Annotated in this window: 14 protein-coding genes, 1 pseudogene and 2 CRISPR repeat arrays; of the genes and pseudogenes, 3 read left to right on the plus strand and 12 right to left on the minus strand. The window is 56.5% G+C overall.

Annotation, left to right across the window (positions count from 1 at the left end):
* Positions 1 to 89 precede the first annotated feature (89 nt).
* Positions 90 to 575 carry a DinB family protein gene (locus AC0CW1_RS07690; RefSeq protein WP_488182480.1) on the minus strand — a complete coding sequence of 162 codons (486 nt, stop codon included), beginning with the start codon at positions 573 to 575 and terminating at the stop codon, positions 90 to 92.
* A gap of 513 nt (positions 576 to 1,088) precedes the next feature.
* Between AC0CW1_RS07690 and ppnP the strand changes: the two are divergent.
* Positions 1,089 to 1,352 (plus strand): annotated as a pseudogene (gene ppnP / locus AC0CW1_RS07695) (pyrimidine/purine nucleoside phosphorylase); the annotation flags it as partial.
* Positions 1,353 to 1,363: 11 nt separating this feature from the next.
* A CRISPR array of direct repeats spans positions 1,364 to 6,119; the repeat unit is 32 nt; unit sequence GTTTCAATCCACGCACCCGCACAGGGTGCGAC.
* 82 nt (positions 6,120 to 6,201) lie between these two features.
* Positions 6,202 to 9,303: a CRISPR direct-repeat array (repeat unit 32 nt; unit sequence GTTTCAATCCACGCACCCGCACAGGGTGCGAC).
* Positions 9,304 to 9,479: 176 nt separating this feature from the next.
* Here ppnP and cas2 read toward each other — a convergent pair.
* From cas2 to AC0CW1_RS07745, 10 genes are all read right to left on the minus strand, one after another.
* Positions 9,480 to 9,770, minus strand: a complete 291-nt coding sequence (cas2, locus tag AC0CW1_RS07700) for a CRISPR-associated endonuclease Cas2 (protein ID WP_488182481.1) — start codon at positions 9,768 to 9,770, stop codon at positions 9,480 to 9,482.
* Between the two features lie 18 nt (positions 9,771 to 9,788).
* Positions 9,789 to 10,820, minus strand: a complete 1,032-nt coding sequence (gene cas1c / locus AC0CW1_RS07705; protein WP_488182482.1) for a type I-C CRISPR-associated endonuclease Cas1c — start codon at positions 10,818 to 10,820, stop codon at positions 9,789 to 9,791.
* A gap of 15 nt (positions 10,821 to 10,835) precedes the next feature.
* Entirely contained in the window at positions 10,836 to 11,582 is a 747-nt protein-coding gene (cas4, locus tag AC0CW1_RS07710; RefSeq protein ID WP_488182483.1) for a CRISPR-associated protein Cas4, read from the minus strand.
* A complete protein-coding gene (gene cas7c / locus AC0CW1_RS07715) occupies positions 11,579 to 12,445 on the minus strand; it encodes a type I-C CRISPR-associated protein Cas7/Csd2 (RefSeq protein ID WP_488182484.1) in 867 nt (288 codons plus the stop codon). Before cas7c ends, cas4 begins: the two co-directional genes overlap by 4 nt.
* Positions 12,446 to 12,448: 3 nt before the next feature.
* Positions 12,449 to 14,224, minus strand: a complete 1,776-nt coding sequence (gene cas8c, locus AC0CW1_RS07720; RefSeq protein ID WP_488182485.1) for a type I-C CRISPR-associated protein Cas8c/Csd1 — start codon at positions 14,222 to 14,224, stop codon at positions 12,449 to 12,451.
* Positions 14,221 to 14,880 carry a type I-C CRISPR-associated protein Cas5c gene (cas5c, locus tag AC0CW1_RS07725; protein WP_488182486.1) on the minus strand — a complete coding sequence of 220 codons (660 nt, stop codon included), beginning with the start codon at positions 14,878 to 14,880 and terminating at the stop codon, positions 14,221 to 14,223. Before cas5c ends, cas8c begins: the two co-directional genes overlap by 4 nt.
* 78 nt (positions 14,881 to 14,958) lie before the next feature.
* Complete coding sequence (gene cas3, locus AC0CW1_RS07730) at positions 14,959 to 17,244, minus strand: CRISPR-associated helicase Cas3' (protein ID WP_488182487.1); 2,286 nt, start codon at positions 17,242 to 17,244, stop codon at positions 14,959 to 14,961.
* A gap of 215 nt (positions 17,245 to 17,459) precedes the next feature.
* Complete coding sequence (locus tag AC0CW1_RS07735) at positions 17,460 to 17,672, minus strand: helix-turn-helix domain-containing protein (protein ID WP_488182488.1); 213 nt, start codon at positions 17,670 to 17,672, stop codon at positions 17,460 to 17,462.
* A 147-nt stretch (positions 17,673 to 17,819) separates the two neighbouring features.
* Positions 17,820 to 18,488, minus strand: a complete 669-nt coding sequence (locus AC0CW1_RS07740; protein WP_488182489.1) for an SdpI family protein — start codon at positions 18,486 to 18,488, stop codon at positions 17,820 to 17,822.
* On the minus strand, positions 18,485 to 18,793 hold the full coding sequence (locus tag AC0CW1_RS07745) for an autorepressor SdpR family transcription factor (RefSeq protein ID WP_488182490.1): 309 nt from the start codon (positions 18,791 to 18,793) through the stop codon (positions 18,485 to 18,487). The genes AC0CW1_RS07740 and AC0CW1_RS07745 overlap by 4 nt, the downstream gene beginning before the upstream one ends.
* Before the next feature lie 190 nt (positions 18,794 to 18,983).
* Between AC0CW1_RS07745 and AC0CW1_RS07750 the strand changes: the two genes are divergently transcribed.
* Complete coding sequence (locus AC0CW1_RS07750) at positions 18,984 to 20,552, plus strand: L-lactate permease (RefSeq protein ID WP_488182491.1); 1,569 nt, start codon at positions 18,984 to 18,986, stop codon at positions 20,550 to 20,552.
* A 167-nt stretch (positions 20,553 to 20,719) separates the two neighbouring features.
* On the opposite strand, the gene AC0CW1_RS07755 is transcribed toward AC0CW1_RS07750, so the two are convergent.
* Positions 20,720 to 22,807: an endonuclease MutS2 gene (locus tag AC0CW1_RS07755; protein WP_488182492.1), complete on the minus strand. Its 2,088-nt coding sequence runs from the start codon at positions 22,805 to 22,807 to the stop codon at positions 20,720 to 20,722.
* Positions 22,808 to 23,490: 683 nt separating this feature from the next.
* On the opposite strand from AC0CW1_RS07755, the gene AC0CW1_RS07760 reads away from it, so the two are divergent.
* Positions 23,491 to 24,237 carry a hypothetical protein gene (locus tag AC0CW1_RS07760; RefSeq protein ID WP_488182493.1) on the plus strand — a complete coding sequence of 249 codons (747 nt, stop codon included), beginning with the start codon at positions 23,491 to 23,493 and terminating at the stop codon, positions 24,235 to 24,237.
* Positions 24,238 to 24,257: the final 20 nt, after the last annotated feature.

Below are 24,257 nucleotides of genomic sequence, written 5' to 3' on the forward strand. Positions count from 1 at the left end.
AGCCTTTACACATAGCTTCTCGCCAAGATAATTTTACCATATATGGCCAAGATCATGCAGGTATCATTCGTAGGACTGCGTTCCTAAATTTACTTCGTTGCCCTCGCATAGGCTTCCCGGTTGGCTCGAATTTGGTGGGCATGGTTGATACCATGATCGGCGTACAACTGCAACCACAGTGTCGCCGAGTACTCTCCGATTTCGGAATGGTTCCCTTTTCGGTTCCACTGTCCCTCGTCCATGAATTCGAGGATCTCCAGCGTCGTCATCCGCACCCACTTGTAGAGTTCCAAGGATGATTCGATCGGACGCCGATCATAGCGCAAGGCGATTGCATAGTGATCCTGATCATAACCGATGATGTCCGGCGACTCTTCTGCCAACAAACGCCGGAGACGAATGCCGCTGTTGATCTCGCTGTCGGCCAAGTGATGAACGATCTGGCGAATCGTCCAACGCCCCGGCGCAGGTTGATAATCCAATTCCGCTTCAGAAACCCCTTCCAGGGCATCCTGGATCAGTGTAATGCCTTCCCGATACTGATGGATCCGTTGGGTTCTCTCTTCAGGCGTCATGCAGGCATCCTCCTTCGCTTCTTAGATTTTCATTCAATGTATTTACTTTACCCCGCAGCTTTGAAGCTTGCACTCCCTGCCTAAATCCTGAGGTTGATTCCCGCTCAGACGCTTGCGCACTGGGCGCCAAAGGTTCCTGCACTATGCAGACCGACTGCGGAATCGATGACTTGGGGATGCAACGCCACATCAAACATTTCCGCAAGATTATTAGGGTAGTCGTCGCATAATTAAGTCATCGACCCAGTAGTAATCATGCACACGTTCGTCAATGAAATTCTGTTCTTCCACAAAGTCCACCTTCCTTCTGGAACACTAGCCGTTTGTATCGCTCTAGAACCATCATACTATTCCTGAAATCGGCATTCAACAAAAAACGGATAATTTACCAGCCATGTTCCGTCATTTGATAAAAGGAACGAATAAAAAAATTCTACAGCAGACGCTGTCGTTATTGATGTATGCTTACGCTTGTAGTAGTGTATAGGCGATGAAATAAACGGGAGGTCACGCATGGACAGATTTACCGGTGTCACTGTCGTAAAAAAAGCGAATATCTACTTCAACGGAAAAGTAAGCAGCCGAACGATCATTTTTCCCGATGGAGAGCGGAAAACCCTCGGGATCATCATGCCCGGTGAATATGAGTTCGGAACGGCAGAAAAAGAGATTATGGAAGTCCTGGGCGGCAAACTAGCAGCGCTCCTCCCCGGTCGGGAAGATTGGGTCGTCTTCGAAGCGGGAGAAAGCTTCGAGGTTCCTGCCAACGCCAGATTCCGCAACGGCCTGTTTCAATCCACGCACCCGCACAGGGTGCGACGGTCAACTCGGCGCTCGGCTGGCTACCGGCGGCACAGTTTCAATCCACGCACCCGCACAGGGTGCGACCGTTTCTCTCGATTTCCATCACGTCTCGGGAGGCGTTTCAATCCACGCACCCGCACAGGGTGCGACGTCCGGCGGCCGGCGGGAGTGGGCCGGGGAAATGGTTTCAATCCACGCACCCGCACAGGGTGCGACTATGAGGTGTTGGACCGAAAATAAAGGTAGGAATGGTTTCAATCCACGCACCCGCACAGGGTGCGACCCTTTACCGGAAACCACCTCATTGCCGCCGCACCCGTTTCAATCCACGCACCCGCACAGGGTGCGACTTTACCACGACGGAACACCGAGAAAGAAGTGGGGCGTTTCAATCCACGCACCCGCACAGGGTGCGACAGGTTCGGCTTGGGCCGGACGAAGTGAGTATCATTGTTTCAATCCACGCACCCGCACAGGGTGCGACGGCAAGCCCGTCATCGAGATTCGCCGTGATCTGCCTGTTTCAATCCACGCACCCGCACAGGGTGCGACGCTGGCTTGGCAATATCCATGTAGCGCGGCGGCAGTTTCAATCCACGCACCCGCACAGGGTGCGACTTGAATACAGGGAACACGAATATCGAGAGTTTGAGTTTCAATCCACGCACCCGCACAGGGTGCGACAGGAACTAGCGACGGCGCTGGGCATCATGACCGAGTTTCAATCCACGCACCCGCACAGGGTGCGACATGCTAGACGGCACCATCATAGAGGTTGACGAAGTTTCAATCCACGCACCCGCACAGGGTGCGACTTTATTAAACGGCATTTTACTATCCGGCTTATATGGTTTCAATCCACGCACCCGCACAGGGTGCGACTCCAGCTTTCCCGTACCAGGGTTGACGCTCATCTCCGTTTCAATCCACGCACCCGCACAGGGTGCGACTCAGCGCCGACGATGTTCGGAGGGTTGCATGATGGTTTCAATCCACGCACCCGCACAGGGTGCGACGGGTAGATGTCGCGGCTGTAGGCAACTTCGCCTTTGTTTCAATCCACGCACCCGCACAGGGTGCGACCGCTTATCGACGTTACAAACTGGAGGTGTTTTTGTGTTTCAATCCACGCACCCGCACAGGGTGCGACGGAAGCGCATCGAAAAACATATCACGCGAAGAATGTTTCAATCCACGCACCCGCACAGGGTGCGACATCACCTGCGACGAATGAAAGGGGAATGTAAAATGTTTCAATCCACGCACCCGCACAGGGTGCGACACAAGATACCGGCAGGCTGCTCTATTTCCGTGCCGTTTCAATCCACGCACCCGCACAGGGTGCGACGGTGCTGGTCAGCCTCCAAGAGTCACGATTGGTCGTTTCAATCCACGCACCCGCACAGGGTGCGACGCGGCGACATCGGATTTTCCCTGGCCGCGAGAGGTGTTTCAATCCACGCACCCGCACAGGGTGCGACGCATAACGGAGCACCGATTTTTTCCCAAACACGAGTTTCAATCCACGCACCCGCACAGGGTGCGACCAACGCGCAGCCAGTCGCCGCCCCGGTCGATGATGTTTCAATCCACGCACCCGCACAGGGTGCGACATTCAGATCGTCGCTAAACTGGATATTGGCGACAGTTTCAATCCACGCACCCGCACAGGGTGCGACGGTCAGAATCTGGCGCGTTACTACTAGATATTCCGTTTCAATCCACGCACCCGCACAGGGTGCGACCCAGGGCAGCAGTACGACGTATGGGTGCGCACAAGTTTCAATCCACGCACCCGCACAGGGTGCGACGCCTTCGTATCCTCGAAGAAATCCCCGATCCAACGTTTCAATCCACGCACCCGCACAGGGTGCGACGAGCGAGGTCGGTGAAATAGGGGGTGATTGCCTTGGTTTCAATCCACGCACCCGCACAGGGTGCGACCGCATCCCCGCCCGCCCCTACCTCCGCCCATCCCTGTTTCAATCCACGCACCCGCACAGGGTGCGACGTCACTGTCGCCTGAGTTTTTCCGTCAGTACGAGAGTTTCAATCCACGCACCCGCACAGGGTGCGACCTGGCGACATCACCGACTGGCGCTACGAACTGGACGTTTCAATCCACGCACCCGCACAGGGTGCGACATCTGATAGTCCTGCCCGGCCACCGTAACAAGTCCGTTTCAATCCACGCACCCGCACAGGGTGCGACGACGGCCAGGCCAAGGGCGCCGGACCAGATCTGGTTGTTTCAATCCACGCACCCGCACAGGGTGCGACGCCGAAGCCATGCGGATCAAGAAAGCCAAGCTGACGTTTCAATCCACGCACCCGCACAGGGTGCGACGACCGAGAAGGCGCTGCTTGTGTCTGGTCAAATGTTTCAATCCACGCACCCGCACAGGGTGCGACCTACTGCGGATACGCTTTCCACCCCGATCCAACCGTTTCAATCCACGCACCCGCACAGGGTGCGACGTGGGGACCGAAATTCAAAGACGAATTTCACGACGTTTCAATCCACGCACCCGCACAGGGTGCGACTAACTTTTTTTTGTGGTACGATTCGGCCAAGGGGGTTTCAATCCACGCACCCGCACAGGGTGCGACGACGATGAGACGCGCTACATCCCGGCCAATGTGGTTTCAATCCACGCACCCGCACAGGGTGCGACGCGAAATTGGCTATAAACTTGGCACGAAGATGGCGGTTTCAATCCACGCACCCGCACAGGGTGCGACTGTCAAAAGGCGATGGCACATGGGACGTAGCGACCGTTTCAATCCACGCACCCGCACAGGGTGCGACTTTTCACCGAGGTCAAAGACGGTTCGACCTGGTTTGTTTCAATCCACGCACCCGCACAGGGTGCGACGTGGGCGGAGGAATAGGGTTACCGATACAGTATCGTTTCAATCCACGCACCCGCACAGGGTGCGACAACAGGCAAGGGTGAGAGCAGCCGTAGCCAAGATGTTTCAATCCACGCACCCGCACAGGGTGCGACGGTTCAACCAGGACAAAGAGACGCTGGCGGTCAAGTTTCAATCCACGCACCCGCACAGGGTGCGACCGGTCGGACGGTTTCGATATAGGCAGCGACATCAGGTTTCAATCCACGCACCCGCACAGGGTGCGACTGGCCAGCGGCGCTCGAATGTGTGACGGTATGAAAGAGTTTCAATCCACGCACCCGCACAGGGTGCGACACTAGAGGGTGGCTGATTGCACGAAAAGGCTGCATGTTTCAATCCACGCACCCGCACAGGGTGCGACGCCAACCTGGGCCTCGTCAAATACACCATCTGGCAAGTTTCAATCCACGCACCCGCACAGGGTGCGACAAACACGGTATTATTCAGCCTGATGTAATTATCGTTTCAATCCACGCACCCGCACAGGGTGCGACACCGAAGCAATTGGAGTAAAGCACCTCGAAATAGTTTCAATCCACGCACCCGCACAGGGTGCGACGCGCCGGAAATGCCGGAATCGACGCAAAAGCGATGGTTTCAATCCACGCACCCGCACAGGGTGCGACTATCCATGGTCGAGCGCGACAACCACATCCCGCTGTTTCAATCCACGCACCCGCACAGGGTGCGACGCCTGCTAGAGGCCGCAGAGGCTGTATTCGGCAAGTTTCAATCCACGCACCCGCACAGGGTGCGACGTCTGACGCGGAAAAGCGCATCGTCGGCACAGTTGTTTCAATCCACGCACCCGCACAGGGTGCGACGGGCGACTGCGATATCCCTGGCCGGCGCCCACATAGTTTCAATCCACGCACCCGCACAGGGTGCGACGCTATCGGAAACGCGATACCGGATTCGCTGATCAGTTTCAATCCACGCACCCGCACAGGGTGCGACTGCACCCATATGGGCGGATGCACCGCCACCAACCGGGTTTCAATCCACGCACCCGCACAGGGTGCGACGAGGAGGCCGGCGACAAGGTGGATACCGTCAGTGTTTCAATCCACGCACCCGCACAGGGTGCGACTTTTTCTCTGATCCGGTCATCCAAAAGGCATGGTCGTTTCAATCCACGCACCCGCACAGGGTGCGACCGGGCCAAACCCACAATAAAGGGTGAGTATTTTGGTTTCAATCCACGCACCCGCACAGGGTGCGACGACACCCTGCGCCAACGGTCCCGCAACCTCTACATGTTTCAATCCACGCACCCGCACAGGGTGCGACAGAGCTCATCAAGGAACACACCAAGGATGAACCAGTTTCAATCCACGCACCCGCACAGGGTGCGACGCGCTGGATGCAGTACGCCCTGCGCCTCCACCTCATCGTTTCAATCCACGCACCCGCACAGGGTGCGACTTGAGAGCGACTTACCAACCCGCACTATCCTCGATGGTTTCAATCCACGCACCCGCACAGGGTGCGACTTGTGGCGTCCTTGTGCTGCGGGAACCGGGCCAGGTTTCAATCCACGCACCCGCACAGGGTGCGACCAAAGGGTATTTCAAATCAAAAACGATGCGGTGAGTTTCAATCCACGCACCCGCACAGGGTGCGACGCCACACCGAAAAAAGCCTGATCGAGGCCGGCATGTTTCAATCCACGCACCCGCACAGGGTGCGACTTGAATCTGGCCAAGACGGACTACAATGGATGGGTTTCAATCCACGCACCCGCACAGGGTGCGACATCAGTTGCGTATGTTGGGCAGTCAAAAGATTTAAGTTTCAATCCACGCACCCGCACAGGGTGCGACATGGGGAACAAACTGATGTTTCAATCCACGCACCCGCACAGGGTGCGACCCACCACACGGACAAGCCCCACTTGTCCAGCATGGTTTCAATCCACGCACCCGCACAGGGTGCGACGCTTGAGGGCGACTGCTTCCTCTTTTGCCAGGAGGAGCGTTTCAATCCACGCACCCGCACAGGGTGCGACGTTGCGGTTGGCTTAACTATTTGTAACGATGAGCAAGTTTCAATCCACGCACCCGCACAGGGTGCGACAAACGACCTCAAGCGCCTGGAGGCCGGTTTCCTGTTTCAATCCACGCACCCGCACAGGGTGCGACCCGGGCAGGGGGGCCGGGGGGAACCCCCGGAGGGTTTCAATCCACGCACCCGCACAGGGTGCGACTCCACGCCCAATTTCTGAAACTCCGCCCCGATCTGTTTCAATCCACGCACCCGCACAGGGTGCGACGAGGAGCACCGACCGGTTCCGGCTCGCTGTTTTCGTTTCAATCCACGCACCCGCACAGGGTGCGACTCTCCACGCCCAATTTCTGAAACTCCGCCCCGATCTGTTTCAATCCACGCACCCGCACAGGGTGCGACTGTACCATTTGGTATAATAAAGATGCAAACCAGCGTTTCAATCCACGCACCCGCACAGGGTGCGACGGCCACTAACGAAAAAAACGGGAACGCAGCACTCGTTTCAATCCACGCACCCGCACAGGGTGCGACGACGCGGAAAGGTTTACAAACCTCTACCCTAAAAAGTTTCAATCCACGCACCCGCACAGGGTGCGACGGGAAGCATCGGCCATGATAGGCCGTCTGGAAAGTTTCAATCCACGCACCCGCACAGGGTGCGACGTATACCCTCGTTGATCCACCGGTGCTGCCTGATGTTTCAATCCACGCACCCGCACAGGGTGCGACACGGACGGGGGAGGATAAAATGAGAAAGTTAAAGTTTCAATCCACGCACCCGCACAGGGTGCGACTTTTCTGACGATCCGGTGTATCATCCAGCGAAAGACCGTTTCAATCCACGCACCCGCACAGGGTGCGACTCAATCTTGATGTAACCGGCGGCGGCCAGCCGGTGTTTCAATCCACGCACCCGCACAGGGTGCGACTCGAGACAGTGGCCACTATGATCGGGATGGGAGTGTTTCAATCCACGCACCCGCACAGGGTGCGACGGTCTTATGGGATAACGGTCGGCACAAGATCAGTGTTTCAATCCACGCACCCGCACAGGGTGCGACGCGGAGACATTCCGGCCAGCAGCCGGAGCCGGAGGTTTCAATCCACGCACCCGCACAGGGTGCGACGAGCCTGGGCGACACTCTCCACGCCCAATTTCTGTTTCAATCCACGCACCCGCACAGGGTGCGACGTCATCGGCGCCTTCCTTGGCGAGCTTGAAGTCCGTTTCAATCCACGCACCCGCACAGGGTGCGACGAGGATGCCGCCGCGGCCGTCTATGGTGACCCGCTGGTTTCAATCCACGCACCCGCACAGGGTGCGACGGTACCTAATGGGGCAATCGCTATTGGCATAAGAGTTTCAATCCACGCACCCGCACAGGGTGCGACGACGACCGGCACCGGATCGATCCCCAGGATGATGGGGTTTCAATCCACGCACCCGCACAGGGTGCGACGCCGGGCGGCGATATCATTTTCGCTGCCGGCACTAAGTTTCAATCCACGCACCCGCACAGGGTGCGACCGTCCTCCGGCAGCCTTCCAAGGTGCTTTAGGTAGTTTCAATCCACGCACCCGCACAGGGTGCGACTTTGAGCGACAACAACAGCGATGAGATACGTTTCAAAGTTTCAATCCACGCACCCGCACAGGGTGCGACCCATATAAAGAGATGTGCCTGTCGTAGAGCCTCCTGTTTCAATCCACGCACCCGCACAGGGTGCGACACGAGCGAAACGCAGACAGCGAGAGCAATGTCCTGTTTCAATCCACGCACCCGCACAGGGTGCGACGTCAATCCAGAGGATAAGCGCATTGGAAACCGGCGGTTTCAATCCACGCACCCGCACAGGGTGCGACGAGCTTCTCTCCCGTTTCTATCGAGGTAAAGAGGTTTCAATCCACGCACCCGCACAGGGTGCGACGGGCAAAGCGCACATTTCTACGGCGACCGCAGCCAAAGTTTCAATCCACGCACCCGCACAGGGTGCGACGATAACAATGGATAACAATGACCGAGTAGTTCAGGTTTCAATCCACGCACCCGCACAGGGTGCGACATCTTCGCCCCTCAGCTTAATGATAACAAAGTGGTGTTTCAATCCACGCACCCGCACAGGGTGCGACGTAAAGGCCAGCCTCCTTAAGAATAACCCCGGCATGTTTCAATCCACGCACCCGCACAGGGTGCGACGTTACGCTAGTGGCACTGCCGTCAAAGGCGATTTTGTTTCAATCCACGCACCCGCACAGGGTGCGACCCTCTAATACAGATTCTTCACCCCCTGCTCGGTCATGTTTCAATCCACGCACCCGCACAGGGTGCGACTTTGCAGCAATAGAGATAACCAGCTGGTCATAGGTTTCAATCCACGCACCCGCACAGGGTGCGACGATAACAGCTGATGCAACCGTCGACCGACTGTGTGTTTCAATCCACGCACCCGCACAGGGTGCGACTTGGAGTGGTCGCTTATTACGCTGCTTATTTGCCTGTTTCAATCCACGCACCCGCACAGGGTGCGACCAGGAAAAACGGGGTGGTACAGGATTGGATTATCGTTTCAATCCACGCACCCGCACAGGGTGCGACTGCCCACCCGCGCTGTCGGTGCGCAGTTCTCTACGAGGTTTCAATCCACGCACCCGCACAGGGTGCGACGAGAGCGTCAAAGACCGATGCACCAAGAGTCACGTTTCAATCCACGCACCCGCACAGGGTGCGACCGTTGACGGCTTCGGTGAGCGCTTTTCCTGCCTTGTTTCAATCCACGCACCCGCACAGGGTGCGACCTGTTGACGGCTTGGCTTCGGTGAGCGCTTTTCCTGCCTTGTTTCAATCCACGCACCCGCACAGGGTGCGACCGTCGGTCTGGGCGCTAGCCGGGCGGTTGAACATGTTTCAATCCACGCACCCGCACAGGGTGCGACCTTTCTATCTAAACCTATTATATCAAAGAAGCGAGGTTTCAATCCACGCACCCGCACAGGGTGCGACCTCTATACTGTAATAACCTTATTCCCTAGCCATTTGCGTAACCTTTTTCCGCGAAACTTGATCGTAGCATGAAACCAATAGACGTTTAAATGAACATTAACGGTATTCAACCCCTACATGATAACCATCGCGAACCTGCCGGATTTTTATGATCGCTTTGGGTTCGCGCAGAAAAATCAGATGATCATTGGCCCTTCCGGGTCATAAGACGCATGAGCGCCAACATGGTCGACTCGCTTTCTCCAGTTGCTTCCCAACATATAAAAACGAATACTGTCTGTTTCTGGATCCATGATTTGCTCCAAGCGATGACGCAACTGTACATACTGCTCGGGAGTCAGCAGGCACTCAAATACAGATTTTTGCACCCGTTGCCCGTAGTTGACACATTGCTTAGCAATTTGGCGAAGCCTCTTTTGACCGGCTGAGTCCGTCGTATCGACATCATAGGTGATAAGCACCATCATAACCGTACACCTCTATCTCTATCGCCACACAAAGGGCGGGTACCCATCCAGGTCACCTCGGAGATATCGCGCCAACAGCATCGACTGGACGTAAGGGATGAGACCGATCGGGATTTTTTCTCCCAGAAAGGGATGGGTGATCTCTTCGGCTTTGCGTTTTTGCCAGGCCGTCAACACCGTCTTTCGCGCCTCGGCATCCAGGTAGACTGCACTGTTTTCCTTCTGATAAAAACTTTTGGCGTCCACCTGTTTGCGATTGATCAGCGACAAAACCATCCGGTCCGCCAAGTACGGCCGCAACTCCTCCATCAAGTCCAGGGCCAGACTGGCGCGGCCGGGCCGGTCTCGATGGAGGAACCCGACCGCCGGATCCAATCCCACTGTTTCCAGGGCGGCTTCGACGTCATGGGCCAGCAGCGTGTAGAGAAAAGACAGCAGCGCGTTAAAACAGTCCAACGGCGGCCTCCGGCTGCGCCCGCGCATATAAAATGTTTCTTTTTGTTCAAGGATCATCTCGTCCAGGGCGTCAAAGTATATTTTGGCCGCGTCGCCTTCGAGACCGCGAAGGCGGTTCAGAGAACCTGCTCCAGGGATCTGTTTTGCAATATCTGCCAGTGAGCTTACCGCGCGTTGGACAAATTCTCCCCGGATGCGCCCTTCGTGGTCCCGCAATCCGCGCTGGAGCACCGTTCGAGCATTGACGATCTTTCCGGTCACCATGTAACCTGAAATCGTAAGAGAAGCCTCTTCATCATCCGCCATTCGGTATTGTTTGCGACGCAGGAGCACATTGCCCGAAACACCGCCTGTCACCCTCGCCAGAAATCGCCCATGCTCCGTCAAAAAAGAGAGTGCCACTCCCCGCTCTGCACATAACCCCATCAACGCAGGACTTGCACCAGTATACCCGAAGGTGATGATCCCTTCCAGGTTATGGATCGGAACACGGAATCTCTCCTCTTCACCAGACCGGACGACCACATTCTCTCCGTCACGAGCAAGATATGCGTCGGACACCGTCACATAGATCGTGTTTAACAGCTTTCTCATCGCAACGCCCTCCCGCTACACGTGAATCTCTTTCAGGACGCGTCGCATGTAATCAGCCACCTGGCCAGTTTTGGGCAAACGCGGCATGCAAGCGTCCCGGAGAGAACATAGTTTGCATGGGCCTTGCCGGGTCAGCGGCGGCGGTGTGGCTCCGAGTTGGTACAATTCATGCATCCGCAGCGCCAACCCCGCCACCTCGTTGCGCAAGCTCTCATCCAGTTCAACAGCTTCCCGCCGACGGATCTCACCATAATACAGATACCCGGCGGCGATGCGAATGCCGAACATCTCTTCCAGGCACAATGCCTGCGCGCAAAGCTGCACCCGGTCCCGATTGTCCTTTTTTGGCCGTCCCCGTTTGTACTCAACCGGGCATGGACGCCACAAGCCATCCTTCCCCGCTACCGTTACCACACTAGGCAATTCCCCTGTATATGCCTCTGTTGCATGATTTGACACGATTTCTTGGGTATCGACCGTAGTCTCGGCGACGCGCTGGTATTCGATCACATCAGCCACACCGTAGATACCCAGGCGACGCGACACCAGCGGCACGGCGCGGGCCGTGATCCGGTCGCCGCGCTTCTCGAACAGCAACGGATCATGGACACGTTCATGGAGGATGCGCCCCTCCATGGTTTGCACGTTTTCTTTCCATTGCTGCTCCAGATGAATCAGCGCCCACTGGCGTTCGCAAAAGGCCATGTGCTGCAATCCGGATAGGGCCAGCAGTTCCTCTTCGCCGTACAACCGACCGCTCACAGCAGTTCCAATACCTTCACATTGTCCGGCAACTGATCATGATGCAACTCGACGTGATAATCAGCGAAGGCGCGAGCCGGCCGGGTTTTGTCGATCCGTTCCGCCTGAACACAGTCAAAGAGTTTGTGGGCGGGCGCGTTGCCCAGGGTCGTTTCGTGCTGGAAGACAAACAGCTTGCGGGACGACATCTTGCCGCGCGCCGCCGAATGATCGTGCTCAAACATCTCCATCAGCGCTTGCCACAGGAGCGCCAGGTCCTCCTCGGAGAAACCCGTTTTTTCCGCCAAATGGGCCGATATGTACCCTTCGGCGCGGTAGAGGGCATAGGGCACGATGTGCTTTCGACCCATGGCCCGCTCTTTTTCCGCATCGTTGGCGTTGGTCACCGCCATGCGGGTGATGGTAACTTCTTGCTGGACGATAGGATCGATGCTGCGTGAAAAAGCGATCTGCACGGGGCCGCGCACCTGACCGCAGTTGACTTCTGTCGTCATCACCGCACCGAAAGTGCGAATGTCAAAAAAGTTGGCGCACATAAAGGCCGTCAGTTTTTTTGCCTGCTCTTGGTCCTTCGGCAGCTTTTTCGGTTCCGATTTGATGCCGAGCGCCTCATAGGCAATCAGGTGCTGCTTGTTCAACACAGCGCCTTCCCGGACATAAATGTTGTAGCCCGCCTGACCACCCTTGGCGATCTCGACATAATTGCGGATTTTTCGCTTCAGGCACACGTCGGAGACGATCCCGAGACCCGTTTCCGGATCGATGCGGGGCAGGTTGCCGGCGTCGGGGTCGCCGTTGGGGTTTCCGTTTTCGACTTCAAAGAACAGGACGAACTCATAGCGATTGCGAATCGGCTCGGTCATGGGTTATTCCTCCCTCTCGTTCTTTTTCGTATAGAAGCTTTGCCGCTGGTGGTAATAACCTAGCATGAAAAATCCTTGATCGTTTAGGTTCAGGTGGGCCGGAAAGGCAGACAATCCAGCCATGATCTCCTGAAGCTTCTTTTCTAAATAAATGCTGAATTCGATCTTAGCAAGATGGTGCTGTGCATTACGAAGCAACAGCGGAAAGACTGAGGCCGGCGTGGCCGAAGCTGCGCCGAAATAGCGATCTCGGATGGTCGCGTTGATTCCCGGTAGCGCTTCCTGCTGCACCTTTTCTAACAGGGCGAACAACCGCCCCAGCAGGTAGCCGGGATGTGTGGACTGGTCATTGAGCGCCATGGTCAATGCCTCCTCCCCTTTGATTGAGCCGTAGATTCGAGTGATGCGCAGCAGGTGCGCCTTGATTATACCGGCGCGCACAGGGTTCACCTCGTGATCTGCCCGAATGCGCACCAGGATCGCCTGGATCAACGCCTTTGGATAGACAGTTCCCAGCAGGATGGACCGGAACAGCGCTCCACTCAATAGAGGCGGCACATTTTTGCGTTCGCCCTGGACCGCCGTTTCGAGCAAGATCCTCCAGATGGCGGGAAATTCCGGCCAATGCCCCCCTGTTGGTCGTTGAATTGCCATATCGCTAAAGTGTTGACCGAAGCGCGCCACCAGAGACCCGAAGGTGTCCACATGCCAGAACCGCACCGACAACCGCGCGGCATTCGGAGAAACCCCTAGTATGTAAAACTGCACCGATGGATCCAGCGCGCCATCCCTCACCTGCATTTGTTTTCCTTCTCGGATGTTTCGCAAGACCTGGCGCACCCACTCGGCCGACAGCGGGTCATTGCACCTGCCTTCCCCTAACGTTACGTTATCGTCAAGTTCGGCAGGGTCGAAGAGGGTCATGACGGCGCTTTCCTCCATCATCGCATCTCTATCTGCCCAAAAGACGGTTGCCGCGTCGCCGATCTGCACCCTATGGCGTTTACTGCTGAGCAGGTAGTTGAGGGCGGCGCCGTATCCAGACGCCACATGGGAGGCAACGGGGGAGTTGATGCTCTGCTCTTTGCCGTAAGACTCGAAGGAATCCTTGTTAAAGGAAACCAGCGACGCGCCGGCTGTTTGAGCGCCCCACACCCCTTTGATCGCCGGATGGAGCCGGGCCACGGGACCCCATTCACCGGTGACCAAGCACTGCCCCTTTTCACTTGATTCCATTTTTGCGGCATATCCGGTCCAGGCATAATATACGGCTGGACGGTCATGGATGTAGCCGGGGCTCCTGTCCAGGCGAAAGACGAGGTTGCCTCCCTCCAAAATCTCTTTGCGCACGTCGACCCATTGCGGTTCATCGATGACGCCGGGCTCGCGCCGGCGCAAAAAAGCGAGCACCGCCTGAGCACCTTCGTCGTCTACTCCCACCAGCACGTCTTCATGCAGTTCGCAGAAAGCCTCAAAGGCCTTGACCGCCCGTTCCGGTTTTCCTTTCTCATCAATCCCTAGCACATAGGCGCTGTTGTCGCAGAGAAAGTTGGGCGCGATGCCGGACGAGCGTTTGATTTGCTCCGGCACATCCATCTCACGGGCCACTTTTTTGTTTTTTACCATGTCATAAAGAGGGATCACGTCCAACAACTCGCCAGAAGGGGATAGGTTCAAGGCGAAAAAGACCTTGGCTTTGCTATAGCCTGTTTTGGGCATTCCCGAATCGGGATCGGCGGCCATACGTTCGTAGTAGTCGTAGAGCGCCTTCAAGATCACCGAGCGCCACCTCCCTGCACGACCGATCCGACATCAATAATGCCGTCTCGCATGGTAGGGCGGTAAAAGATAGGCGTCATTCCGTCGGCATAGTCGATGTCATAGAGCATCCAGCCGAGATCCCGCTCTCCCTGGAGAGAAGAAGCAGGCGCCTCCCCTTCGAGCAGTTCAAATTGGGCGGGAAACTCCCGGCAGCCCAGGTAGGGGCGGTGGTAACACTGGCCTTCCCTCGCCCGGCGAAGAAACATGTTGTAGTGTTTTTCGGGCGTATCGCGCTCCCCCCACCTGTCCGTCGCCTCAAAGTGGGCCTCGATCACATAGGCCACGTTGCGCAACAACAAGGCGGCCCGCTGCTGCCGGTCCTCTTCGACGGATTGATAAAGCGCGACGGCATTCCCGTTCATCGCCTTCTTGATGTTGGCTGCGGAGATTTTGCTGCCCACCTCGTTGCGCCGGAAGTTCTCGAAGCGGATCTCGTTCAAAACACGGATGCGGTCCACCACCCAGCGGATGGCCGGTTTCCAGTGGATCGCCTCCAAGACGCCGCGGGCGGCAGAAGGGGTAATGACATCGTAACTGACCCTTTCCGCTTTCATCTCCGGGCGGGTAAAGCAGGCGTAATCGCCCCACACCCTCAGTTTGATCCCATAGCCCAATGCATTCCCTCCTTTATGCACCAAATACATATTCACTAAATGCGCCTATGAACAAAATGCGTGACAAACCGGATGCTGTTAATCGGAAATCAACAACAGATCTGTCGGCGCTCCCCTCCCATCACAAGGCAAAAGCCCCACTTCGTCATCATAGTAGCTTTTATCGACCAACACCTGGATCAGCCCGCCCGCTGTCTGCACCGCGCTGGTTTTGCAGTAGTTCAACCAATCGAAGCGGTAGACGCCGACGGTATATGCCTGCAACCGGCGGCGGATGGCGACTGTTATCCTGCCTTGCGCCACCTCTTCAATCAGGCGGCTTGCCTCGTCATCGAAGGGGATCACCACCGACACTTGTTCATCTTCAATGAGGCGGAACTGTTCAGCGATCTCTTTGAAGGGGAAGGCGACTGTTTTGAATCCCTCTTGAAGCTGCGTAAGAATCCGCTTCTCGTCCAGTTTTTCAGCGTCAATCTCGAAACGATAGGTAAAAAACCGTTCAATCGCCTTCAGGGATAGGGGGTCCTCCATCGCGCGCCACGCCATTTCTCCCAGCTTGGCCATGCGGGCGAACCAGCCTTTTGGGGGATCTTTTTCAGGCGAAAAGACGACCACCTCCCCGTTTTTTCTTTTTCCCTCGCGGTTGCACCGGCCGGTAGCCTGGGCGATGGAGTCGAGACCAGCAAAAGCGCGATAGACGACAGGGAAGTCCACATCCACTCCCGCCTCGATCAGAGGGGTGGAAATGACTTTGCAGGGACGACTTTGTTTTAGCGCCTCTCGAATTTCGATCAGCTTTTGCGTGCGATGCTTGGGACACATGAGCGCGCTCAGGTGCCAGCACCCTTCGCCTGTGCCCATTCGGTCGCCAACGCTCATCTCCTTGCCTGTGTCCATCCTCGCGTTTTCTCGGAGACGTTCGTAAAGACTCCGCGCGTGGCGCCGGGTGTTGACGATGCACAGCACTTGGCTGTGCGGCGCCAGTTGATCCATCAACGCATCATCGTTCAGTTTGCCGGCCTTTCGCACCGTCACCCGCCGCAACTGCTCATACAGCCGCTGGGGTTGTTCGATGATTTCCTGCAATTTTACCTCCGGCGGCAAAAACCCGTTCAGCGCCGGTTGCGTTGCCGTACAGAGGACGACCGTCGCCCCGTAATTGCGCACCAGTTCCGTCAACGCCGCGAGACAGGGTTTTAGAAAACGGTCAGGGAGCATCTGCGCTTCGTCGAGGATGATCACGCTGCGCGCCATGTTGTGCAACTTGCGGCAACGGGAACTCCGATTGGCGTAGAACGATTCAAAAAACTGCACGTTGGTTGTCACAACGATCGGCTTGCCCCAGTTTTCCGTCGCCAGTTTCCAGCGCAGGGCTGTGTCGTCCTCCATATCCGCCTCATATTCTGCCTTGGGACAATGGTGTTCGGGCTGGTAGGTGCTGTGATGCTCCAGCACATTGTCATCACCGAAAATCTCCCGATACTGGGCGGCATTCTGCTCGATGATGCTGGTAAAGGGGATCACGCAGATCACGCGGTCGAGGCCGTTTTTCACCGCATGCCGCAGGGCGAAGTCCATAGCCGACAAGGTTTTCCCGCCACCCGTCGGCACAGTCAGTGTAAAAAGCCCAGGCGCCAGTTCCGCCTTTTCGCGGCACTGGCGGAGGATATCGGCGCGGGCCTCGTTGACGACCGTCTTCTCGGCCTTTTGGCATTTTTCTGTAAGGTGTTTTTCTAGCTTGTCAAGCAACACGACCAGGCTTTCTCCTGGAACACGCAACGCGGCCAGTTCCGGCTGCATAAACCCTTCCGTATCCAGATAGTCGGCATCGACCAGGCAGGAGAAGAGCATGCGGATAAACATGGAGAGACTGACACCCTGTTGCGTTTTCATGGGCGTAATCGGCATTCGAACTAGCCTTGCCGCCGGAACCAGGGTGATTTCCGAGTTGAAAGCGCTGTAATCCTTTGTTTCCCGGTTTGCGAGCCGTCTGAAGAGAGTGCCTTCCACATTATCCATGCCTGCGCTCGGCAATCCACCATCCGGCAGCCCGGCATGATGACCGGCTGATGTATAGGCCAGTATTCGAGCTTGGCCAATAGGATAACAATGTGTTGCCAATTGCGCCCCTGCGGTGGAATGATCCACTGCGCCAGGATTGCCACGCAACCGTTTTTGAAATTCCCGGGTGTATTTGCCGATGTCGTGAAGCAGTCCAGCCGCTTCACCCCAGGAACCCGCGTTAAACCGCTCGGCAAACTGAGCCGCCCGTTCTGCTGTTTGAAGCAAGTGCGCATGAAGCGTCTGCCATTTTTCTTCAGGTTTGTCTGGTTTGTCTGACAAGGAATGGGCGTAATACTTCAACCAATACACCTCCCTGAGCCCGTTGGTATCACTATTTATGGATTTCGTTCAAGTTTTTTCACCCACTTTTTATACCACATCGAGCAATCATATTCCTTTAGCGAAAAATGTCGTAAGCGGTCGATTTTCTGAATGTTGAATCCTTCTGACACTAAAACCGTTTTTTTATGCAAAAAAACGCCCCGGATACCCTCCGGAGCGCTTGCCTGTGGCTGTTATAGCCATTTCATCTTATCCATATCATCCCCCCGTAAAATCGGGGTGATCCTCGACTGCAAAAGTTCTGGCAATTCCTTCAACTTCACGTCCTCGATGCGCAGAATATCGATAGGATCCAGTTTCAGCCGCTGCGCCAGTTCCTTGGCTGTCAACCCTTGATTTTTGCGCAATTCCTTAACGGTTTTATTTTTTATGCCAAAACCGAACATCGATGGTCCCTCCTGCCGTTTTCTTCAACGTACGCAAGAGAAATCCTCTGTTTCTCCACAAATGTCGACGTTGCTCAACCCATTACCATGCCATTGCCCGACCCATTACTAAACTACCAAACCGCTGAACGCCCATGACTTAACCCACTACCCCACCGTCCTTGTCCCGCCCTTCTGATACAGCCACCAGGCGTAGACGGCGGGGACGATGATGATGGCGATGATGCTCGACAGCAGCAGGGCGATGGCTACCGCTTCCGGCAACCGCGGCGAGAACAGCCCGAGCAGCATGATCACCAGACCGCCCAGGACCATCGTATAGCCGCCGACACGCTGCGTCTTGTTCCAGATCTGCGGGTCGGCCAGGGTCCAGGGTACACGAAAGCCCATTAAGTAGTTTTGCTTTACCCGGGGCATCACGTTGCCCAGGATGATGAACAGGACGCCGACGGCGATGGGCACCACTTTCCCCACTTTTACGGTCCAGCCGAGCGCGTTGGCGATGACGGTTACCTGAAGAAAAAACATGAAGGCCAGCAGGCTCGTGATCACTGTTTCATAGGAAGAGGAAAACTTTCCGTAGTTGCCTTTCAGCGGGTCGACGCGGCGCGACACCTGGGACAGCACAAGGACCAGCAAGGTGATGACCGGCCCCACGACCACCAATTCGAAAGGGCTGCCGTAGCGATCGGCTTCGCCGTGATAGTTCCAGTGGATCGGAACCTGTTCAGGCAGTTGGGGGTAAGCCCACAAAGACACGGCTGCGGTGGCCAGCCAGAGGGTGACATTGATCCAAAAGGATGTTTCTTTTTTCATCGCGCGCTCTCCTTTTCAACAACATCGTTTTGCTGCGACTTTGTCTCATCCCGACCAGTCATCGCCATTAGCCAGGTCAGGACATCATGGAAGACAGTCGTATTCAGGCTGTAGTAGATCTGCTGCCCCCGCCGCTCATCAAGGACGAGGCCGGCGCCCTTTAGCACCTGCAGGTGATGGGAGACGGTCGGTTTGGAGATGTTGAAAGGGGCCGCCAGTTCTCCCGCGTTTTTCTCCCCTTCCCGGAGCAGGTGGAGAATGGCGCGCCTTGTTGGGTCAGACAAAGCGGAAAAAACTTGGTTCATTCGCAGCCTCCCCTGTCGGTTTTATTTAGACGTTTGTCTAACTATCTAAATATTATCCTTCTTTTTGCGCCTTGTCAATTGGATAGTGGCGAAAAAAATCATTGCCTTTATTGAACTTTTTTCCGAACCGCTGTCCCCATTGTGGTATAATCGGCTCAAAAAATATGTGTAGTATGGGAGGACGGTAGTTTTGGCGCTATCTCTTGTTTTGACGTTGCTTCCGATCGCAGTCATCGTCCTGTTGATGACTTGGCGCCGGATGGCGGCAGACCTCAGCGGCATGGTAGGATGGTTGCTCACCCTGTTGATCGCCTGTGTTTTTTTCTCCACCAGTTGGGAGGCGGGATTGCGCGCCAGCCTCGCCGGCGTCGTCTCCTCGTTCCCTGTTTCCCTGATGGTGCTCACCTCGATCCTGCAGATCACCTTTATGGAACGGACGGGCGCCCTAAGACGCATCGTCGTCTTCGTCAAGACCCTGGCCCCCCAGGACAAGGCCGTGCAGATCATGCTCCTTAACGTGGGCGCCGGCACGCTCCTCGTCTCCATCGGCGCCACGCCCGTGTCGATCCTGCCGCCGATCCTGGTGGCGCTCGGCTACTCGACCTTCGTCGCCGTGGCCCTGCCGGCCATTGGCTTTGACGCCCTCTGCACCTATGCGCTGCTCGGCGCTCCCCTCGTCGTCTTCGCCGACCTGACGGGCACGTCGCTCGTCCAGTCAGCTCAGGTCTTTTCCAAGTTCCTTCCCGTGATTTCAACACTGATCGGTTTCGGCATGCTCTGGATCGTCGGGCGCTGGGAACTCGTTCGCAAGGGCTTCCTGCCCTGCCTGATCGCCGGCATGACCAACGGCGGGACAGCCGTCGCCATCAGCTACATCCCCTTTTTCGCTTCCGGTGTCGTGCTGACCGGCGTGATCGCCGGCTTCTTCACCATCTTGTCCATGCTCCTCTACCTCAAGGTGACGGGGCGGCCGATCATCGACCGTTCCAGCCTGACCGAGGCGGACCGGGCTGTGGAAAGGCAGATGTCCCTGCCGGTGGCGCTGTCGCCTTGGCTGATCCTCTGCGCGATTTTGTTCCTGACGAACTTCTTCCCGCCCCTCTTTAAACTGCTCTTCGCCGATTGGGCCATGCCGGTTTCGATCATTCCCGGACAGGTGATCAAGACGCGCATGCTCTGGAACGCCTACACCTGGGTGCTCATCAGCACCGCCCTGTCCATGATCTGGCTGAAGCCGGTACGGGAGACTCTGACAGAGACGGTCTCCAAATGGCTTCAACGGGCGCCGCGTCCCACGCTGGCCGCCGCCGTCTTCTTCGCCATCGCCTTTGTGATGAACAATTCGGGCATGCAACAGGTGGACGGCGCCTGGAAGATCGCCGATCCCGCTACGAACATGATCTCTATCCTCGCCAAGGTCTCTGCGTCCACCTTCGGCGCCCTTTATCCCTTCGTCAGCGGCTATTTGGGCCTCTTCGGCGGTTTTGTCAGCGGCAGCGAAGCCTCGACGATCGCCATGTTCACCAAGTACCACCTGCTTACGTCGAAACTGTTGAACGTGGACCCCCTCATTGTCATCGCCGCCACCGCCATCGGCGGCGGTCTGGCGAGCGTCATCTCGCCGGCGAAGCTGCAAAACGCCGCCGCTACGATTGATGCCCTCGGCATCGAGAGTGAAGTGATCAAGACGGCCTTTGTGCTCTCGGCGCTGTTGACGTTCGTCACGGCGATCATGTCCCAGGTGCTGGCTTTTGTATAGATCCCAAGGGGCTGGAGGAGAAACGAGTTAGGAAACCAGGTTTATGATCAAACTTGGCCGATACGTCAAGGTTTACGCCGGATGTGAAGAAACCCGCTGCGCCTATGCGACAGCGGGTTTTCCTCATTTCATTGCTTTTTTCTGCTCTTTTTCGTTTTATTATCCGCTTATCTTCCCCCACCATCACCCGGCTTTACAATAACCACGCCTTCCGCATGCTTCCGGCTCATCAGGTGGCGTTTTTTCCGGTCCTCTTTGCTCTCGAAGACGATGTCCAAGTCGTAGTTTTCGGGATAGAGCTGGGTCGCCTCGATCCGGAGGGAGAGCCGCTTATGGTTGATCATGAGCTTTTTCTTCTTGTACATGACGCCCACTTCGCCGCGGTGGTTCATCCGTTCGCAGACAATCCCGACGCCGTCCAAGGTGGAGATGTGGACAGCGTCGCCCAACTGGAAGGTCGGCTTATGCGCTGTTTTTTCGGCTGCCATCCTTTTTCCGTTCGAGACATCCTTACTACGCTCCTGAGTTTGCGCCCCTTTTGCGCCGGTTTCATCATTTGCGTCGTTTATGCCCTTTGCATCGCTTATGCCGTTCTCATCGTTTGTACGATTCAGATCACTGCCAACGCGGGCATCGTCTGCACTGTTTGTCTCATCTGCCCCACTGGCAACGTCAACGTCGTGCCCCTCCTTCGCGATGCTCATCTCCCACCTCTCCGGATAAGCCTGTTTCTCCTTGTAGGTCACCTCATGGGCGCGCTCGACGATGCGCCGGTCCAGGCCCAATCGCAAGGCGATCCGGAGGGCGTTGCTCTCGCCGGGGCGGCCGATGGTCAACCGGTAGAGCGGTCTCAGGGTGTTGATGTCAAAGGCCATGCAGCCGTTTTTGAACCCGGGCTGTGTGGCGGCGAATTCCTTGATCTCGCTGTAGTGGGTCGTGCCGATGATCGTCGCCCCCTTGCGGTAGATCTCCTCCAGGAGGGCGACGGCCAGGCCCATCCCCTCAGAGGGGTCCGTGCCGGCGCCCAGTTCGTCGAGAATGACAAGGCTGTCCGGACCGGTGTCCGCGACGATGTCGATGATGTTGCAGATGTGCGAGGAAAAGGTGCTCAGCGACTGTTCGATGCTCTGGCCGTCGCCGATGTCGACGAGGACCTTGCGAAAGAGGGCGATGGTGCTTCCCGGATCGGCCGGCACATGCAGGCCTGACTGGGCCAACACAGTCAATAAACCCACCGTCTTCAAGGCCACCGTCTTGCCGCCGGTGTTCGGGCCTGTGATGACGAGCGCCCGGTAGCCCTCGCCGATGGAAAAATCGAGAGGTACGGCGGCGCTGCCGATCAGGGGGTGGCGGGCACCGGTGAGCCGGATGATCCCGTCTGTGTTCAAGGCAACTGTCGCTCCGTTGATGGAGCGGCTGTAGCGCGCCTTGGTGAAGGCGAAGTCATACTGGGCCATCACCTCCACATTGACGGACAGTTCCTGCCGGCAGGCAGCGACGAGGGCGGTCAATTCCGCCAGGATCCGGAAGACCTCTTGCTCCTCCTGCGCCCGCAGCAGGGCGATCTCTTCCTGGATGGGCCGGATGCCTTCGGGCTCCACATATACGGTGGAACCGCTGGCCGAGCTGTCGAGGACCATCCCTCGCACACAATGACGCCGCTCGCTGCGCACCGGGATGACATGGCGGCCGTTGCGGACGGTGACGAGCGCCTCTTGCAGGTACTTGCGCGTTTCGGGCGACTTGAGGATGCTCTCCAGGCGCGCCTTCAACCGCCCTTCCGCCGCCCCGATGCGCCGCCGGATTTTGGCCAGTTCGGCGCTGGCTTGATCGTCCACCTGTTCGTGGGCGATGCATTGCTCGATTTGTTCCATCACCTCGGTCAATTCGCTGATGGACAGGGCGTAGGCGCTGATCATCGGCGCCGTATGGCGCAGCTCCTGCATCAGCTTTTTCAATTTGTTCCCGTCTCTTAAGAATCCGTGCAAACCCGCCAGTTCCTGCGGTGTCAGCACATAGCCTTTTTCCGGTTTATCCAGGATTTTGTGCATGTCTGTCAGCGCGTGCAGCGGCACACCGGATCGGCGGTGCAGAATTTCCTCGGCTTCTGTCGTCTCCTGGAGCCACCGCTCCACCGTCTTGCGCTCCCCTGCCGGGGTCAGGTTGTCGATCATCTCTTTGGCCAAGTCGGACAAAGCGAACTCCTTGATCCGGTCTTTGATCTTGTCAAATTCGAGCATCTGTAGGGACTTCATCACAGGCTCCTCCTCCGTTGACGCATGTTCTTTTAAAAAATAAAAAGGTCGTCGATGAACAGGTGTTCACCAACAACCTTCTCCTGGCATTGCCATCAAATCCCTATTAAGAAAGCACTCTCACCAGATGTTTCATCCGGCGCCAACTCAGGCCTACCTCGGGGATCCGCTTAGGATACTGTGGATCCAATCGGAAAACACCCTCTGTTGACTGTCGTAACCGGCTCTGAGCGCTCCTCAAAAAGGATATAAAAATGCCGTGCTGAGACAGCACGGCATGCTTTGGCAATCGCATTCCGATTGGCTGGTTATCATGCCGCTGTTCTGAACTATCCAGATCGGAAAGGGCGCATACAGCCTAACCCCTTAAAGAGCAATAGGAACTACACCGTACCCATCGATACACGTTACGTTGTAAACGTGTTCATCGCACGGCTGGCAGACCAGCTCTCCAGGGACACCCTTCCAGACCTTATGGAGTTGTTAGTTCAGAACAACCTCGGACATAAACCATACTCCCAATCACTTTGTTACACCTTAACACTACTAGAAAACCCGGCATTTGTCAAGCGTGACGCTTCGTTCTCTTCCGCATTCGAGTGGCCATAGGAAAATTTCACCGTTTCCTGCTCTCATTCATATGTTATGGCAGACCAGAGTCTTTCCCAAGGGCGGATATCTCTATGAGGGAACATTATCGATTGTTTGGCAAGGAAGGTGTCGCCTCGATGTATTATGACGATGACGAACATTATTCGGTCTCACATCAATCCGGACAGCCACCCCGTAGACCCCAGCCTGGACCTGGACCCTTCCCTGGACCAGGACCTTTCCCTGGGCCAGGACCCTTCCCCGGACCGGGACCCTTCCCCGGACCGGGACCCTTCCCCGGACCGGGACCCTTCCCTGGACCGGGACCTCAGCCCGGACCAGGACCTTTCCCTGGACCGGGAACACCCGGGGAACCGGAAGAGTTCGGCGAGTTTCGCCAACGCAACCTCGTTCCCTTCTATCGCTACTACAATCCGACCATCACCGACCACTTTTACACGATCAACTTCAATGAACTTGGCTTTGGACGCAACGGGTACCGTTTCGAAGGGATCGCCTGCCTCGTCTTTGCAAGACAGCGTCCGGGCACAACGCCCCTTTACCGTTACTGGAACCCCACCATTGGCGACCACTTCTACACGACCAACTTCAATGAACTCGGTTCCGGCGCCCAGGGGTACCAGTTTGAAGGGATCGCCTGCTATGTCTTCCCGACTCAGCGTCCCCGCACCGTTCCCTTATACCGTTATTGGAATCCCACCCTCGGCGATCATTTCTACACGACCAACTTCAACGAGTTGGGTCAGGGCCGCCAAGGTTATATTTTTGAAGGCGTCCAGTGCTATGTCTATCCCACGGCTCCCTTCTTTGGACGGTAACCCCAAAGATCCTGTCACCC

It is taken from the genome of Heliomicrobium sulfidophilum (genome assembly GCF_057715735.1).

Excerpts from the sequence above, each read along its gene's own strand:
- AC0CW1_RS07690 (WP_488182480.1), bottom strand. The coding sequence starts at position 575 with ATGACGCCTGAAGAGAGAACCCAACGGATCCATCAGTATCGGGAAGGC.
- cas2 (WP_488182481.1), bottom strand. The coding sequence starts at position 9,770 with ATGATGGTGCTTATCACCTATGATGTCGATACGACGGACTCAGCCGGT.
- cas1c (WP_488182482.1), bottom strand. The coding sequence starts at position 10,820 with ATGAGAAAGCTGTTAAACACGATCTATGTGACGGTGTCCGACGCATAT.
- cas7c (WP_488182484.1), bottom strand. The coding sequence starts at position 12,445 with ATGACCGAGCCGATTCGCAATCGCTATGAGTTCGTCCTGTTCTTTGAA.
- AC0CW1_RS07735 (WP_488182488.1), bottom strand. The coding sequence starts at position 17,672 with ATGTTCGGTTTTGGCATAAAAAATAAAACCGTTAAGGAATTGCGCAAA.
- AC0CW1_RS07740 (WP_488182489.1), bottom strand. The coding sequence starts at position 18,488 with ATGAAAAAAGAAACATCCTTTTGGATCAATGTCACCCTCTGGCTGGCC.
- AC0CW1_RS07745 (WP_488182490.1), bottom strand. The coding sequence starts at position 18,793 with ATGAACCAAGTTTTTTCCGCTTTGTCTGACCCAACAAGGCGCGCCATT.
- AC0CW1_RS07755 (WP_488182492.1), bottom strand. The coding sequence starts at position 22,807 with ATGAAGTCCCTACAGATGCTCGAATTTGACAAGATCAAAGACCGGATC.
- AC0CW1_RS07760 (WP_488182493.1), top strand. The coding sequence starts at position 23,491 with ATGAGGGAACATTATCGATTGTTTGGCAAGGAAGGTGTCGCCTCGATG.